14 protein-coding genes and 1 pseudogene are annotated in these 13867 nt (G+C 71.6%); 8 read left to right on the top strand and 7 right to left on the bottom strand.

What is annotated here, in order from left to right; genetic code table 11:
- Window positions 1-697 (top strand): annotated as a pseudogene (locus Apa02nite_RS46175) (glycogen debranching enzyme); the annotation flags it as partial.
- Window positions 698-772: 75 nt separating this feature from the next.
- Complete coding sequence (locus Apa02nite_RS46170) at window positions 773-970, top strand: hypothetical protein (RefSeq protein WP_203830807.1); 198 nt, start codon at window positions 773-775, stop codon at window positions 968-970.
- A gap of 797 nt (window positions 971-1767) precedes the next feature.
- On the opposite strand, the gene Apa02nite_RS46165 is transcribed toward Apa02nite_RS46170, so the two are convergent.
- The 7 genes from Apa02nite_RS46165 to Apa02nite_RS46135 all read right to left on the bottom strand — a co-directional run bounded on the left by Apa02nite_RS46165 (window position 1768) and on the right by Apa02nite_RS46135 (window position 9490).
- Window positions 1768-2487 carry an HAD family hydrolase gene (locus Apa02nite_RS46165; RefSeq protein ID WP_203830806.1) on the bottom strand — a complete coding sequence of 240 codons (720 nt, stop codon included), beginning with the start codon at window positions 2485-2487 and terminating at the stop codon, window positions 1768-1770.
- Window positions 2488-2742: 255 nt separating this feature from the next.
- Window positions 2743-5307 carry an FtsX-like permease family protein gene (locus Apa02nite_RS52165; RefSeq protein ID WP_203830805.1) on the bottom strand — a complete coding sequence of 855 codons (2565 nt, stop codon included), beginning with the start codon at window positions 5305-5307 and terminating at the stop codon, window positions 2743-2745.
- On the bottom strand, window positions 5301-6071 hold the full coding sequence (locus tag Apa02nite_RS46155) for an ABC transporter ATP-binding protein (RefSeq protein ID WP_203830804.1): 771 nt from the start codon (window positions 6069-6071) through the stop codon (window positions 5301-5303). Before Apa02nite_RS46155 ends, Apa02nite_RS52165 begins: the two co-directional genes overlap by 7 nt.
- Before the next feature lie 74 nt (window positions 6072-6145).
- The gene (locus Apa02nite_RS46150; RefSeq protein ID WP_203830803.1) at window positions 6146-7120 is read right to left on the bottom strand and encodes a hypothetical protein; all 975 of its coding nucleotides are present in this window, start codon (window positions 7118-7120) and stop codon (window positions 6146-6148) included.
- A 24-nt stretch (window positions 7121-7144) separates the two neighbouring features.
- Window positions 7145-8236, bottom strand: a complete 1092-nt coding sequence (locus Apa02nite_RS46145; RefSeq protein ID WP_203830802.1) for a glycoside hydrolase family 32 protein — start codon at window positions 8234-8236, stop codon at window positions 7145-7147.
- 52 nt (window positions 8237-8288) lie between these two features.
- Window positions 8289-8510 (bottom strand): DUF397 domain-containing protein, encoded by a 222-nt coding sequence (locus Apa02nite_RS46140; protein ID WP_067687918.1) that lies wholly within the window; start codon window positions 8508-8510, stop codon window positions 8289-8291.
- Between the two features lie 110 nt (window positions 8511-8620).
- Entirely contained in the window at window positions 8621-9490 is an 870-nt protein-coding gene (locus Apa02nite_RS46135; RefSeq protein WP_507762498.1) for a DUF72 domain-containing protein, read from the bottom strand.
- Between the two features lie 81 nt (window positions 9491-9571).
- Between Apa02nite_RS46135 and Apa02nite_RS46130 the strand changes: the two genes are divergently transcribed.
- The 6 genes from Apa02nite_RS46130 to Apa02nite_RS46105 all read left to right on the top strand — a co-directional run bounded on the left by Apa02nite_RS46130 (window position 9572) and on the right by Apa02nite_RS46105 (window position 13789).
- A complete protein-coding gene (locus tag Apa02nite_RS46130; RefSeq protein ID WP_067693506.1) occupies window positions 9572-9949 on the top strand; it encodes a MerR family transcriptional regulator in 378 nt (125 codons plus the stop codon).
- Window positions 9946-10608, top strand: a complete 663-nt coding sequence (locus tag Apa02nite_RS46125) for an aggregation-promoting factor C-terminal-like domain-containing protein (protein WP_203830801.1) — start codon at window positions 9946-9948, stop codon at window positions 10606-10608. Before Apa02nite_RS46130 ends, Apa02nite_RS46125 begins: the two co-directional genes overlap by 4 nt.
- 1 nt (window position 10609) lies before the next feature.
- Entirely contained in the window at window positions 10610-10897 is a 288-nt protein-coding gene (locus tag Apa02nite_RS46120; RefSeq protein ID WP_203830800.1) for a DUF7660 family protein, read from the top strand.
- 144 nt (window positions 10898-11041) lie between these two features.
- Window positions 11042-12547 carry a restriction endonuclease gene (locus Apa02nite_RS46115; RefSeq protein ID WP_203830799.1) on the top strand — a complete coding sequence of 502 codons (1506 nt, stop codon included), beginning with the start codon at window positions 11042-11044 and terminating at the stop codon, window positions 12545-12547.
- A 100-nt stretch (window positions 12548-12647) separates the two neighbouring features.
- The gene (locus Apa02nite_RS46110) at window positions 12648-13403 is read left to right on the top strand and encodes a hypothetical protein (protein WP_203830798.1); all 756 of its coding nucleotides are present in this window, start codon (window positions 12648-12650) and stop codon (window positions 13401-13403) included.
- Window positions 13400-13789 carry a GntR family transcriptional regulator gene (locus Apa02nite_RS46105; RefSeq protein ID WP_203830797.1) on the top strand — a complete coding sequence of 130 codons (390 nt, stop codon included), beginning with the start codon at window positions 13400-13402 and terminating at the stop codon, window positions 13787-13789. Before Apa02nite_RS46110 ends, Apa02nite_RS46105 begins: the two co-directional genes overlap by 4 nt.
- Window positions 13790-13867 lie beyond the last annotated feature (78 nt).

Below are 13867 nucleotides of genomic sequence, written 5' to 3'. Positions count from 1 at the left end.
GGGCAACCGGGACGGCGAGAGCCACAACCGGTCCTGGAACTGCGGCATCGAGGGTCCCACCGAGGACACCGAGGTCGTCACGCTCCGTGAACGGCAGAAGCGCAACTTCCTGGCCACCATGCTGCTCAGCCAGGGCGTCCCGATGATCGTGCACGGCGACGAGCTGGGCCGTACCCAGCAGGGCAACAACAACGTCTACTGCCAGGACAACGAGCTCAGCTGGATCGACTGGGAGAACGCCCGCGAGGAGGACGTGCTCACCCACTTCGTCCGGCTCCTCACCAAACTCCGCGCCGACCACCCGATCTTCCGCCGCCGCCGCTTCTTCACCGGCGACCCGGCCGGCGACTCGAAGCTGCCCGACATCGCCTGGCTCCGCCGCGACGGCGAAATGATGAACGAGGAAGACTGGAACACCCGCAGCGGCATGACCATGACCGTGTTCCTCAACGGTCACGGCATCCCGGAACGCGACGCGCTCGGCGAGGAGATCATCGACGACTCGTTCCTGCTGTTGTTCAACCCGCTCGACGAGGACGTGGCCTTCACCCTGCCGGCCCGCGAATACGGCAAGACCTGGGAGGTCGTCGCACACACCGCCGACCCGCTGCTGGCCCGCCGCCGCAAGACCGCCCGTTCCGGCAGCAATTTCGAGGTGGTGCGCCACGCCTTGGTCGTCCTCCGCTGCCGCTACTGACGGCCACCACCAGTCACCACCCGAAGGCCATCCCGCCGCCCGCCAGCGACGCGCGCAGGCCGGGGAGGTGACCGGATGAGGGTTGGTTCGCCGGTCATGGCCGCGACAGTTCGGCGGGCCGGGCCGTGGGTGGTGCGGACCGCGGCCCGGCTGCAGACCGCGGCTGGCTCCCAGGGGTGTCTCCGCGACCCGGAGACACCCCTGGAGCCCAGCCGGTGCCCGGTTGTGGGCGACCTGCGCCGGCTCGCCGAGCGGGCAGCCGTCCGGTCATGACCCGCCGCGCCGGTCACCTGCCCGGGCCGGGATCGTCGGAGCGGCGAGACAGCCCCGCGCCGTTCCACGCCCAGATGGCAGCAGCCCCAGCCGGCTCTGAGCGGCAACCGCCTCGTTCACGGTCGAGGCCCGCCAGATCGGCCGGGCTGGCTCTGGCGGCCGTTGTGCGTGTGTTTTAGCGGCCGTCACGCCCAGCCGGGTTCGTCGGGCTGGCTCTGGCGGCCGTCACGGCCGTCACGCCCAGCCGGGTTCGTCGGGCTGGTTCTAGCGGCCGTTATGCGTGTGTTTTAGCGGCCGTCACGCCCAGCCGGGTTCGTCGGGCTGGCTCTGGCGGCCGTTATGCGTCCGGTTTGAGGGCCGTCAGGACCAGCCGGGCATGTCGAGCTGGTCCTGACGGCCCTCATGCGCGCGGGAACCACCGCTCTTGCTCGCCGCACCACCCCGGTGAGCGCCCGTCGTGGTTTCGCGGCCGTTTTGCCTCGGTGGGTGCTCGCTGGGTTGGGTTGGCGAGCGCTCGTTGTGGTTTCGGGGCTGTTTGCCACCGTGGGTGCTTGCCGCGTTGGGCTGGTGAGCGCTCGTTGCGGTTTGGGGTGCCGCTAACGGCCGGGGCTGGTTCTCGCGGTTGCTCGGCGATCTCGATACCGGCCGCCGGGACCCAGACTGACCCGCCGGGCGTTGCTCGGTGAGACCCAGTAGTCCGGCCTGCGGGAGCGCCGTCAGCAGCCGCGTGGCGCACCGCGACCCACCGACGGCTCTGCCTGGCCGGCCCCGCCGCTGGTAGCGCTTTCGAGCCTCGGTCAGCGGGCGCCTGCGACGTGCGGGCGGGCCGGGAGGCGGGTGAGGAGACCGGGGAGATCGGTCATGCTGGTGAACGTGTAGCTGGCGCCGGCCGCGAGCAGGACCTCGGGCGCGTGGTGGGCCGGGCTGCCGGGCGGGCAGTAGCCGAGGACTACCGCGCCGGCGGCTACGCCCGCGTGGACTCCGGTGGCGGTGTCCTCGACGACCGCGGTCCGGGCCGGGTCGACGCCGAGGGCGGCCGCGGCGGCCAGGTAGACGTCCGGGGCGGGCTTGCTGCGCGGCATCTCCATACCGCTGAAGATCTTGCCGGCGAAGACGTCGGCCAGGCCGACCTTGGTCAGTTGCAGCTCGACCTTGAAGCGATCGGCGCCGCTGGCGCAGGCCAGGCTGCCACCGAAGATCCGGTCGACCTCGCGTGCGGCGGCGACCGCGCCCGGGATCTCCTGCAGGTCGGACAGCAGCGCCTCGTTGCGGCGCTGCCGGAACTCGGCGATCCAGTCCTCGGTGACGACGAATCCGGTGTTGGCGGTGATCACGCCGAGTTCGTCGTGCAGCGCGCGTCCGACGAACAGCCGGAAGCAGTCCGCCTCGCTGACCGCCCAGCCGAGCTCGTGCAGCATCGCGCGGAGCACCGAGTTCGTGATCCACTCCGAATCGACCAGAACCCCGTCACAGTCGAAGAGCGCGGCGTCGACCGGGAGTGCGGCGTTGTCCAACATGCCGCCGACCCTAACCGCCGACCCGCCCACCCGCCGTGGCCGCGACCACACCACCACCGCCCGATCTTGGCGATCACCAGCCGAAATGCCGCCCCAAGTCGCCAAGATCGCGCGAGGCCCGGGAGGCCCGCGAGGCCCGGGAGGCCCGCGAGGCCCGGGAGGTCCGCGTCGGTCCGGGAGGTCCGCGTCGGTCCGGGAGGTCCGCGTCGGTCCGGGAGGGTGTGGTGGGGAGCGGGAGGGTGGGTGCGGTCTGGGTCAGTCGCGGATGGAGGCCAGGGTGGCTGGTGGGGTGCGGAGGAGCAGGGCGGCTGGGATGAGGCTGGCGGCGAAGGCGACCAGGGCGCACAGTGCCGTCACTCCGATGATCACCGGCCAGGGGGCGGCGATGCCGGCGTGCGGGATGAGTTCGGTCAGGCGGGCGCGGAGGCTGAGCAGCAGGCCGGCCGAGACGGCGGCGGCGAGCAGGACGGCGACCCCGACGACGATGCCGGTCTCGGTGGCGATCAGGCCGAGGACCTGCCGCGGGGTCGCGCCGCCGAGCCGGAGCACGGCGATGTCCCGGGCGCGGTCCGCTGTCGACATCACCAGGGTGTTCGCGATGGCGATCGTGGTGTAGAGCAGGGTCAGGCCGAGCAGGGCGAGCATCGCGATGTCGTTCATCCGGTTGGCCTCGGCGGCCTGATCGGCGAAGTAGGCGTCCGCGGTCGCGACCCGCCCCGCGGACCCGGCGGCCGCGGCGAGAGCAGCCGGGTCACCGTCCCCGGCGAGATAAACCGCATCCGCACCGACGCCGACCCACGCCGAAGCATCAGGCAGCGCAGCGGCGGCGGCTGCGGGACCGGACGGCGCGGTGGTGGTTGTGGGAGCGGGCGACGAGGCGGTTGTGGGACCGGGTGGCGCGGTGGTGGTTGTGGGACCTGTGGGCGTGGTGGTGGCAGCGGACAGGGCATAGGGGAGCAGGACTGCCTGGCCCAGGTCCAGGCTGGGTGGCAGGACGGTGACCACGCGCAGGGTGACCGGTGTCGTGTCGGCGAGCCACAGCTGGATCTCGTCGCCGGCGGACCAGTGCCGGGAACGGGCCAGCTCGGCGCCCACCGCCACGGTGTCGGTGCCGCGCAGGGCGCTCACCGTGGGCGGCAGGTCCCAGACCTTCTCGATGCCCGGGCCGGCGTAGCGCGCGGGGATCAGCTCGATGGTGTCGGCGGTCAGGACGAAGGCGGAGCTGCTGCGCACCGGGACCGCTGCGGTCACGCCGGGGACCTGGGCCAGGGCGGACACCACGGTGGCCGGCAACCCGACCGGGTCGACCGCGCCGACCAGCGCGGACGCGGTCACCCGGGAACGGGAGGCGAGCTGGTCGGCCTGCTGGGCGGTGGCGCTCGAAGCCAGCAGCGACACCGCCAGGCCGACCGTGACCAGCATCGGCGCCACCGTGGACGTGGTGCGCCGGAGCGAGGTCAGCGCGTTGCCGCGGGCGATCTGCACGGTCACGCCGGGCAGCAGGCCGGTTGCCATCCGGATCAGCAGCGGGGCCAGCAACGGGGTGAACAGCACCGTCGCGATCAGCGCGAAATACGCCGCGAAGAACGTCAGCGCGATCGCGTCCTCCCCACCGGCCGCTCCACCGGCGGCGACCATGGCGATCGCCCCGCCGCCGAAGAGCAGCCCGAAGATCCAGCGGGACGGGGTCATCACCCGCCGGTCCAGCGCCGCCTCGCGCAGCGCCTCGACCGGGCGGATCCTGCCGGCTCGGCGGGCGGCCACCCACGTACCCAGAAGTGCCACCAGGAATCCGGCGCCGGCCGCGATCAGCAGCGCCCACGGGTTGAAAGCGACGGTGAAGTCCTCCGGCGCCAGCCCGTGCGCGGCCATCCAGCGCCCGCACCACGGCGCGACGAGCAGCCCGAGCGCGCATCCGGCGACGGCGGCGAGCCCGGCCGCGATCATCGCCTCGCCCAGGACCAGCCGGCGCACCTGACGCGGGGTCGCGCCGGCCGACCGCAGCAGGGCCAGCTCGCGCCGCCGCTGGCTGACCGCGAACGCGAACGTCCCGGCCACCACGAAGATCGACACCAGGACCGCGATGCCGGTGAACGTCCCCAGCAGCGACACCACCACGGTCAGGGCCTCGCCATCGACGTCCGGCTCGGCGAGGCTGCGGCGACTCCCGGTGAGCTTTTCCCAACCCCTTTCCGGTACGGCCTGAGCCGCCGTCCCGTCCCGGAACGCGATCGCGTCCACCCGCCCACCGGACAGTCGCGCGGCCTCGGCGTCACTCACGTACACCGCGTCGGGCCCGGTCACCACCCCGGTGACGGTGGCGGTCCAGGTGCCCTGCGCCGTACGTACCGGGAGAAGATCGCCGACCGCGCGCCCGGAAGCGACAGTGACCACCGCATCGCCGGCCTCGATCGGCGCCCGCCCGGAGAGCAGCGCGGCCGGATGCAGCGCGGCGCTCGCCCACGGGTGCACGTCGGTCGCGACCTCGCCGGCCATCGCCGGCACCTGCCGGTCGACGACCGCCCCGGGCAGCGCGGCCAGCCGGGCCACCGCGGCCGCCGGGAGAGCCGGTCGCACGTCGGCGGTGTTGGAAGCCGTATACGCCTCGTCGCCGGACCCGACCCGCGCCGAGACGGTGTCGGGGGCGACCGCGACCAGGGCGGCGCCGGAGAACCAGACCGGCACCCGGTCGCCGCGGAGCGTGGCGGCGGTGGCCAGCCCGGTGACGGTGAGCAGGCAGACCCCCAGGGTGAGCGCGACGAACACCCCGGCGAACCCGGCCCACCGGGCCCGCACGGTCTGCGCGGCGAGCCTCAACACGGCAGGACCACCGCTGAGGCGGCCGGGCCGGTGGGGAGGCCGGACTCGAGGCCGGTCATCAGGTCGGCGACGGTCTGCGGGGTCATCGCGCCGCGGTCGTCGGCGACCCGGCCGTCGACCAGGAAGACCACCCGGTCGGCCCGGGCCGCGGCGACCGGGTCGTGGGTGACCATCACGATGGTCTGGCCGTGCCGGTCGACCATGTCACGCATCAGGTCGAGCACGCCGCGCCCGGTGGTCGAGTCCAGGGCGCCGGTCGGCTCGTCGGCGAAGAGCACGGTGGGCCGGGTGACCAGGGCGCGGGCGATCGCGACGCGCTGCTGCTGGCCGCCGGAGAGCTGGGCCGGCCGGTGCCCGCCGCGCTCGGCGAGCCCGACCGCGGCCAGCATGTCGCGCACCTGGCCACGCGCCGGTCGACGGCCGGCCAGGCGCAGCGGGAGCGCCACGTTCTGCTCCGCGGTCAGGGACGGGAGCAGGTTGAACGACTGGAAGACGAATCCGATCCTGTCGCGGCGCAGCAGGGTCAGCTCGGTCTCGGACAGCGTGGTGAGCTCGGCGCCGTCCAGGGTGACCGTGCCGGCGTCTGGTTTGTCCAGACCGGCCGCGCACTGCAGCAGGGTGCTCTTGCCCGAGCCGGACGGGCCCATCACCGCGGTGAAGGTGCCGGCCCGGAAGCCGAGGGTCAGCGAGTCGAGCGCGGTGACGGCGCCGGCGCCCCGGCCGTGGCGGCGGCGGACGCCGCGCAGATCGAGCAGTGGTTCCATGCGTCAATCCTGGAAGAACCCGCCGCGCGGTTCACTACCGTCACCGTGACACTTCACGGTAATGCCAGCACTACCTACGACAACTCCTTCACCCGGTTCTGCCACTTGAGGACCACGGCGCGGGCGCCGGCCCGGTCAGCGGCGGTCGCCATCTCGTCGGCCTTGGCCTGTCGCAGGTCCTCCCGGGCCGAGGCCAGGTAGGCCCGCGCGCCGCGCAGCTCGAGGGCCTGGTGGAAGGTGCCCAGGGTGTCACCCTTGAGATCGGCCAGGTGCTGCTTGGCCGCCGCCAGCTCGTAGCGCGCCACGGCCAGATCGGCCGGGGAGGTGCCCTGGTCGCCGCGGATGTCGTTGAGCTCGCCCTGCCGCTGGGCGACGTCGTTCGCCGCGGCGGCGAGTTCGTCGGCCGACGCGGTGTAATCGGGCGCGGGCAGCGGCGCCGGGGTCGCGGCCGGGATCGGCCCGGCCGCGGCGACGGCCTTCGCCTCGGCCGTCACGGCGGTGCCCAGGCCGGTGGCGAGCAGGCCCTGTGCCGGCAGGCCGCACTCGGTCTGTGCCTGCTTGAAGTGCTCGTCGACCGACTGGAACAGGGCCATCAGCTGCGGCAGGTTGGTCGGCCCGGTGCTCGCGTCACCGACCGTCCGCAGCCGGGCGGTGTCGGCGGCCAGCAGGTGGACGGCCTTCTCCAGCTCCCGGTTGAAGATCAGCAGGTTGGCCTGGTCGGTGAGGATGCGCCCGGCCTCGGCGAGGGAGCCGTCCGACGCGACGAGGGACACCGCACCGGTCGGTGTGACGGCGTTCGCGCCGATGCTCGTGATGCTGGTGCAGACGGTGTTCTTGGTGTGGCGCGCGACGCCGTACACCGCGCCGGACGCGACCAGGGCGAGGGCGGCCATCCCGGCGGTGGTCCAGATCAGGCGGGCGCGCCAGAGCGGACGTTCCTCGGGAACCGCCTGCGCGGGCTGGTGCTCGCCGACCGGCCGTTCCGCGAAGGCGAAGAGGTCGCGAGGATCGTTGGCATTCACACCGCCCCAGGTCGGCAGCGGTGCCACCGGATCTGAGGAACGCCGGGAAGTCTAGGTGTCCGACCGGCCGGATCCGGCGATCCGGGCGATGTGGCCGCCCGGATACCCGGGGACCGAGCGCCGGGCGGCGCCGAGACCGCTCACCCCCTCGACGGCGACCTCGACGATGTCCGCGTCGGTCAGCACGGTGGTCTCGCCGCCGGCCGGCATGCGCAGGATCAGGTCGCCGTGGTCGCGGACCTCACCGCCGGCCGTGGTCAGCCCGGTGACGCCGGTGACGAGGTATCGGTCCAGGTGCGGGTGGGGGGTGGCGACCAGGGTGGCGCCGCGTACCGAAAGGGTCCAGGGAACGCTGAGCCGGCCCGCCCACACCGGGCCGTCGCTCTCCGCGTCGCCCACGCGGGCCAGCACACAGCGGCGGCCGGCCGCGTCGAGGAACGGCGCGGCCGGTCCGAGCCGGCCCCGGCCGAAGACGCCCCAGACGCGGGCGGTGAAGTCACGGCCGTCATAGGAGCCGATCGCGTACGACGCGTCGGCGCCCGCCACCAGCAGCACCCATTCGCCGTCCAGCGCGAACAGCCGCGGGCAGCCCCAGCCGCTCTCCGCCCGGGCGATCAGCACCCCGTCGTAATCCCAGGTCAGCAGGTCGCCCGAGCGATACTGCAGGACCGCCGACCCGCCATTTTCCGGTACGGCGGCGACCAGCATCCGCCACCCGTCACCCGCCGTGAAGACGAACGGATCGCGCAGGCCGGTGAAGCCACCGGGCGGCGGGCCGAGCACCGGACGGTCCGGCGTGGCCTGCCAGCCGTCCCGGTCCGGCACGGTCACCGCGCGCCGGACCCCACCCCGTTCCGCCTGGGAATGGAACAGCACCGGGCCACCGGGACCGTCCACGACCGACCCGCAGAGCGGTGTGACGGTCGCGTCCGGCGCCGGGGCGACCGCCCGCTCGTGCCAGATCACCAGGTCGTCGGAGACCGCGCAGCCCCAGCCGGGCGCCCGGTCGGCGGCGGTGCGGTGCTCGTAGAACAGGTGATACCGGCCGTCCAGCCGGAGCACCCCGAAGAGATCGCCGACCCGGCCGTCGCGCGGGGTGAAGTGCATCCGGGGCCGCAGCCCCACGCCCGGTTCACCGTCCATGCGCTCTGCGTAACACCACCGCAGGGCCGGCGCCAGCCCGCGGAGCTGCCAATCAGGTGTCGAACTCGCCGTCCTTCGCGCCGCCGAGGAACGCGGACCACTCGGACGGGGTGAAGAACAGGATCGGGCCGTCGGGGTTCTTCGAGTCGCGGACCGCCCGCCCGCCGTCGGGCAGCTCGGCCACTTCGACACAGTTGTCCGAGTAGCTGCGGGTACTCCGGCGCCAGGCCGCCCTCTTCCGGTCAAATCCCGCAGCGTAGGTCTTCTCTGTCATCTCGCACCTCCGGGAACATTCTCAGCATTCCTCCAGGGTGGAGACTGTCCGAGATCCGTCTCACCTGCGGGAACGGCACGATCGCTGCACGTGCTTCCGACCGTGCAGTTCTAGAACAGCGTGAGCGGCTCGTCCTCGACCGGCAGCGGCGCCGGCGCGGGCAGCCCCGGCAGCTCCGGGACCAGGACGCGGACCTCGTCGTGGAACCGGCGGGCCAGCTCCGGCGCGTCGGCGTTGTCCGGGGTGTGCAGGAACACCGTCGGTGAGCGGCCCTCGCGCAGCCAGCCGGCCACCGTCGCCACCCAGGGCTGCCAGCCGGCCACCGTGCGGGCGGTGTCGTCCCGGCCCAGGTAGCGGACGATCGGGTGGTCGGTCAGCGCGGTGTCACGGCGGGGCATCCGCGGCTTCTTGGTCCAGGCGTCCCGCTCGGCGTCGCTGGTCGGCGGGGTGTCGAAGAACGCCGTGGTGTCGAACGGGATCCACTCGGCGCGCAGGGGCGCCAGCACCGCCTCGAGGGCCCGGGGGTCGGCGAAGAAGTCCGGGTGGCGCACTTCCACCGCGTACCGGAAAGAAAGCGGCAAGGTGCGCAGGAACCTGGAGAGAACAGCGAGGTCGTCGGGTCCGAAGGACCCGGGCAACTGGATCCAGAGAGCGGACGCGCGGGGGCCGAGTGGCTCGATCGCGTCCAGGAAGATCCGCAGCTCGTCCTCGCCGCCGGACAGTCGCAGCTCGTGGGTGATCCGCTTGGGGATCTTCGGGATCAGCCGGAACTCCGGGCCGGTCTGCTGCGCCCAGCTCGCGGCGGTCTCCCGGGGCGGGATCGCGTAGAACGTGGTGTTGCCCTCGACCGCGTTGCACCAGCCGGCATAGGCCCGCAGCTTCTCCCCGGACGGCAGCGGATGCGGGGTGAACCGCCCCTGCCAGGACTTCAGGGACCACATCGCGCAGCCCACGTGCAGGGGCTGAATACGGGATCGCACGGACCAACGCTATCGGGTACCGCGCGTAGCGCCCTTATTAGGTACGGTCGGCGTCCGGGAAACGTGGGCCGAGGGGGAGCCGTGCCGTACACGCCGGGTGAGGTCGCCGGGAAGATCGGCGTCAGCATCGACACGCTGCGCTACTACGAGCGGATCGGGCTGCTGCACGGCATCGAACGCTCCTCGACCGGTCAGCGGGTGTTCTCCGACGACGACCTGGGCCGGATCGGTCTGCTGCGCTGCCTGCGCGACTCGGGTATGCCGATCGCCCGGCTGCGGCGCTTCGCCGAGTTGCTGCACGACGGCCCCGGCGCTGCTGAGCAGCGCGTCGAGCTGCTCGCCGAACACGACCGGGAGATCGACGAGCGGGTCGCGCAGCTCCGGCACGAACAGGCTCGCGTCCGCGACAAGATCGCCTGGTACCGTGCCGAGACCGTTCGCCAGAGGGAGGCCACGTGAGCCGGGTCGTCATTCGTGCCGCCTCCGTCGTGCTGCTGCTCGCCGGCACCGCCGGCGGCGTCTACATCGGGCAACAGCGCCCACCGGCGACCACCGACGTGGCCCTGGACTCGGTGCAGGCCGAGGGCGCCGAGATGCAGCTGCTGAAACAACGGCAGAACGAGCACGCGGTCGCCCGCGCCCGGGTCACCCAGGCCGAGGGCGCCGCCGCGCAGAAGGCCGCCGTGGTCGCCAAGACCGCCGCCGGGTACGCCAAGAACCTGGACAAGAGCGTCGCCGCCGCGAAGAAGGCCGCCCAGCAGCAGAGCAGCGGCCCGGTCGCCTACGCCGGCCCGATCCCCACCTCGTGCAACGAGTTCAGCGGCAGCCGCGCGATCGGCTGCGCCCTGACGCTGTCCGCCGGTTTCGGCCTGGACCAGTTCGCCTGCCTGAACAAGCTGTGGAACAAGGAGAGCGGCTGGAACTACCGCGCCGAGAACCGCAGCTCCGGCGCGTACGGCATCCCGCAGTCCCTGCCCGGCTCGAAGATGGCGTCCGAGGGCGCCGACTGGAAGACGAACCCGGCGACGCAGATCAAGTGGGGGCTGGGCTACATCAAGGGCCGCTACGACACCCCGTGCAAAGCCTGGACCAACTCGGAGTTGCACAACAGCTACTGACATGACCGGCCCGTCCGGCACCGGTTGCTTCGCCGAGATATCCGGATCCGACCTGGCCGCAGTGGACTCGTACGCCGACGTCGCACGCATCGTCGAGCAGATGCGCGGCGACCTCCGTGCGCACCCGGATACGTGGGAGAACCCGACCCTGGACCGGTTCCTCGACGCCCTGGCCGCGAGCTTGGAAGCCCTGGAGCCGCTGCACACCAATCGGGGTGAGGCGCTGCCGGCCCAGCCGACCTGGAAGCTGCTCGCCGAGGTCCTGGTCATGGCGACCGGCTACGAATAGGCGCCGGTCGGCCTGTGTGGAGGTTCGGCTTGGCGAAGATCGAGTCATCACTCCCAGGGGGTCACTCTGAGCTATTAACATCTTCCGCTGCGTGATGCTCTGGGCTACGGTCATGCCTGTCTGTCGGGAGCTTGCGGAGGATGTATGGCGCGACGTAAAGGGCTTTTCGCTCAGATGCTCGATGCCCGCAAACGGGCCAAGGAGCTTGAGGCCCAAGCCGAGGCACGCAGGCATCGTGAGCTGATCGCCGAGCAGAAACGCCAGGAGGCGGAGGCGAGCCGAGAGGCGCGTCAGGCTGAAGCCGCGGCGAAGAAGGCCGAAGTCGCGCGACTGCGCCAGGAAGTGCAGGCGCAACGCCTGGCTGATCAAGCGGCTGCGAAGGCTGTTCGGGAGGCGTCACAGCGGGCGCAGGCGGAGGAACGGCGCCAAGCCGCTGAAGCTCGGGCGAAGGCGCAGGAGGCGGCTGCTGCGGCGCGGCAGGAGGAACAGGAGGCCCAAGCCCGGATGGCTGCCGAGGCAGAGTTTCGCACCGAGGCCGTAGCGACGAGGGTCGCTGATTTCGCCGACCTTCTGGCCGGTAGGAATCGGCGGGCCACCGATGCGGTCACTGAACTTGACGGCGCGGCGGCCAACGGTGGTCCAGCCGTCTTCGTCGAACGTCTGCAGCGTGTTCTGGCCCAGTCCCGATACCCCGAAGGCCTTACCGGGCGAGCCGCGGCTCACTACGACCCAGCCTCCCGCGAGTTGCTCATCGAATACGAGCTACCGCTCCAGGGCGCAGTGCCGATCGTCGTCGCCTACCGGTACACCAAGGCGAAAGGCGTGACGGCTTTGCCGCGTAAGGAGCCTGAAACCAAAAAACTCTACGGCGATCTCCTCGCGCGGTTGACACTGCGTACCCTCGCCGAAGCATTCGGGGCAACCTCGCCACACCTGGTCGACGGCATCGTCTTCAACGGCTATGTCTCCACCAAGGACAAGGCGACCGGCCGGGCGATCCGTCCACTTCTCATCAGCATTGATGCGCGACGCGACAAGTTCGCCGAGATCGAACTCGACGAACCTGAACTCGATCCGGTGCTGTGCCTCCGTGGACACCTCAACGCCATCGTCTCTCCGCATCCGTACGACCTTGAAGCGGTCCGGCCGGTGGTGTCTTTCGATCTGTCGAAGTACAAATTCGTCGATGAGATGGACGTGGTCGCCGGAATGGACAGCCGCACCGATCTGCTGACGCTGTCCCCCGGCGCGTTCGAGCACCTGATCCGTCGGCTCTTCGAAGCCATCGGGATGGAATCCTGGGTTACTCAGGCGTCCAAGGACGAAGGTGTTGACGGTGTCGCCTTCAACAAGGATCCCATCGTGGGCGGGCTGTGCATCATCCAGGCCAAGCGGTATAGCAAGATCGTCGGCCTGGAGGCGGTCCACGCTCTCGCCGGCGTGATGGACCACAAGCGTGCCGCGAAGGGTGTCCTCGTCACGACCTCATGGGTGGGCAAGGCTAGCCGTGACTTTGCCGTGGCGAACGGGCGGATTGAAATCATCGAAGGGCGACATCTCAAGTATCTGCTCAAAGAGCATCTCAACCTCGATGTCCTGATCGGGCTTGAGAAGCTCCCGCCGGGTTGGCAGCAGACGGATCTGACGTGAATCGGCGTCGCCATCGACTGCGCCCTCTTGTACCGGCCTCTTGATACAAAGCGGCCCGGTCGCTACCTTGTACCAAGTTGCCGGTACAAGGGGGATGGTCATGGCGGTCAGTGAGCGATGTCGCGCGACGGGGATCGCGGTCGGGGTCGGGGTGGGGTTCGCGCTGGTCCGGACTATCTACTTCGAGCTGGCGCCGGTGGTGCTCGCCGTCGCGACGGTCGTGGGGATGCTGGCCGGTGAGGCTGTCTCGCCGCGGCCGGCTCGGCGGTCCGGGGGTGCCGGCCTGCGGGTCCGGCGGATGAGCGACTACGTCGCCGCTGGGGATCTCGTGGTGATCGGGCTGCTCGCCGCCGGGGTCGCCGGATTCGTGGCGTCTTATCACTACGTCGCTGGCTTCACCGCGTTCCCGCAGCCGGACCGGCCCGGACACGAAGTGGAGTACTACGGCACCGCGGCGCCGGTGACCCTCGTCGGCACCATCGCGACCTTGGGAGTGGTCGCGGTCCTGGCCGCGCTCGCCGTGTGGCGGGTGGTGCGCAGCCCGCAACTCGGCCTCGACGAGGCGGAGCACGCCGCCGACGGGATGTGGCGACAGGCCGCCGTACGGCGGATCGTGCATGGCTGCGGTGCGATTTTCGCGGTGGTCCTCACCTCGCTTGCCTTCTGGTACGCCGACGACCAGCTGGATTGGCGCGGTGCCGGCTCACCGCCGTGGGGTTACACGCTGAGCCTGCTGGCCGCCGCCGGCCTGGTGACGTTCGCCCGGTTCGCCGGCACCCTGGTGACGCCGCCTCAAGAAGCCACAGGACCGGCGCGCGAGGAAGCGGCGGTGCGGGAGAGCGCAGCGGCGCGATGACCGCCACGCCGCTCATCCGGGTCGATCCGGGTTCGGCGGTGCCCCCGTTCGAGCAGGTCAGGCAGCAGATCGCGGATCTGATCCGGCTCGGCGGACTGGTCGCGGGGGAGAAGCTCCCACCGGTCCGGCAGCTGGCCGGCGACCTGGGGCTGGCGAACGGCACGGTCGCCCGGGCGTACCAGGAACTCGAGGCGGCCGGCCTGGTGGTCACGAGACGGGCCGCCGGGACCCGGGTCGCCGACCTCCCCGCCCCGCTGTCGGAGGACCTGGCCACCGATCTCGCCCGGCGTGCCCGCGACTACGTACGCGCCGGGCGCCGTGGGGGTGCCACCGACGCTGAACTGGCCGAGGCGTTCGCCGTGGCCCTCGAGGAGCCACGGCGCTGACCCACGATGGGGAGTGACCTGGGTCACCGATGTCACGGCTCGGGGCGGGCCGGTGTCTTGCGGGCGTACCCGGTGGAA

Origin of the sequence: Actinoplanes palleronii, assembly GCF_016862315.1 — a bacterium.
In the GTDB taxonomy this organism is placed as follows: Bacteria; Actinomycetota; Actinomycetes; order Mycobacteriales; family Micromonosporaceae; genus Actinoplanes; species Actinoplanes palleronii.
Note: the sequence above shows the minus strand (reverse complement) of the source record. Positions and strands in the feature narration are given on the sequence as shown.

Bases quoted from the DNA above. Each gene is read 5' to 3' on its own strand.
- Apa02nite_RS46105 (WP_203830797.1), top strand. From the start codon at position 13,400: ATGACCGCCACGCCGCTCATCCGGGTCGATCCGGGTTCGGCGGTGCCC.
- Apa02nite_RS46155 (WP_203830804.1), bottom strand. From the start codon at position 6,071: ATGGAACCACTGCTCGATCTGCGCGGCGTCCGCCGCCGCCACGGCCGG.
- Apa02nite_RS46110 (WP_203830798.1), top strand. From the start codon at position 12,648: ATGGCGGTCAGTGAGCGATGTCGCGCGACGGGGATCGCGGTCGGGGTC.
- Apa02nite_RS46140 (WP_067687918.1), bottom strand. From the start codon at position 8,510: ATGACAGAGAAGACCTACGCTGCGGGATTTGACCGGAAGAGGGCGGCC.
- Apa02nite_RS46165 (WP_203830806.1), bottom strand. From the start codon at position 2,487: ATGTTGGACAACGCCGCACTCCCGGTCGACGCCGCGCTCTTCGACTGT.
- Apa02nite_RS46120 (WP_203830800.1), top strand. From the start codon at position 10,610: ATGACCGGCCCGTCCGGCACCGGTTGCTTCGCCGAGATATCCGGATCC.
- Apa02nite_RS46170 (WP_203830807.1), top strand. From the start codon at position 773: ATGAGGGTTGGTTCGCCGGTCATGGCCGCGACAGTTCGGCGGGCCGGG.
- Apa02nite_RS46115 (WP_203830799.1), top strand. From the start codon at position 11,042: ATGGCGCGACGTAAAGGGCTTTTCGCTCAGATGCTCGATGCCCGCAAA.
- Apa02nite_RS46145 (WP_203830802.1), bottom strand. From the start codon at position 8,236: ATGGACGGTGAACCGGGCGTGGGGCTGCGGCCCCGGATGCACTTCACC.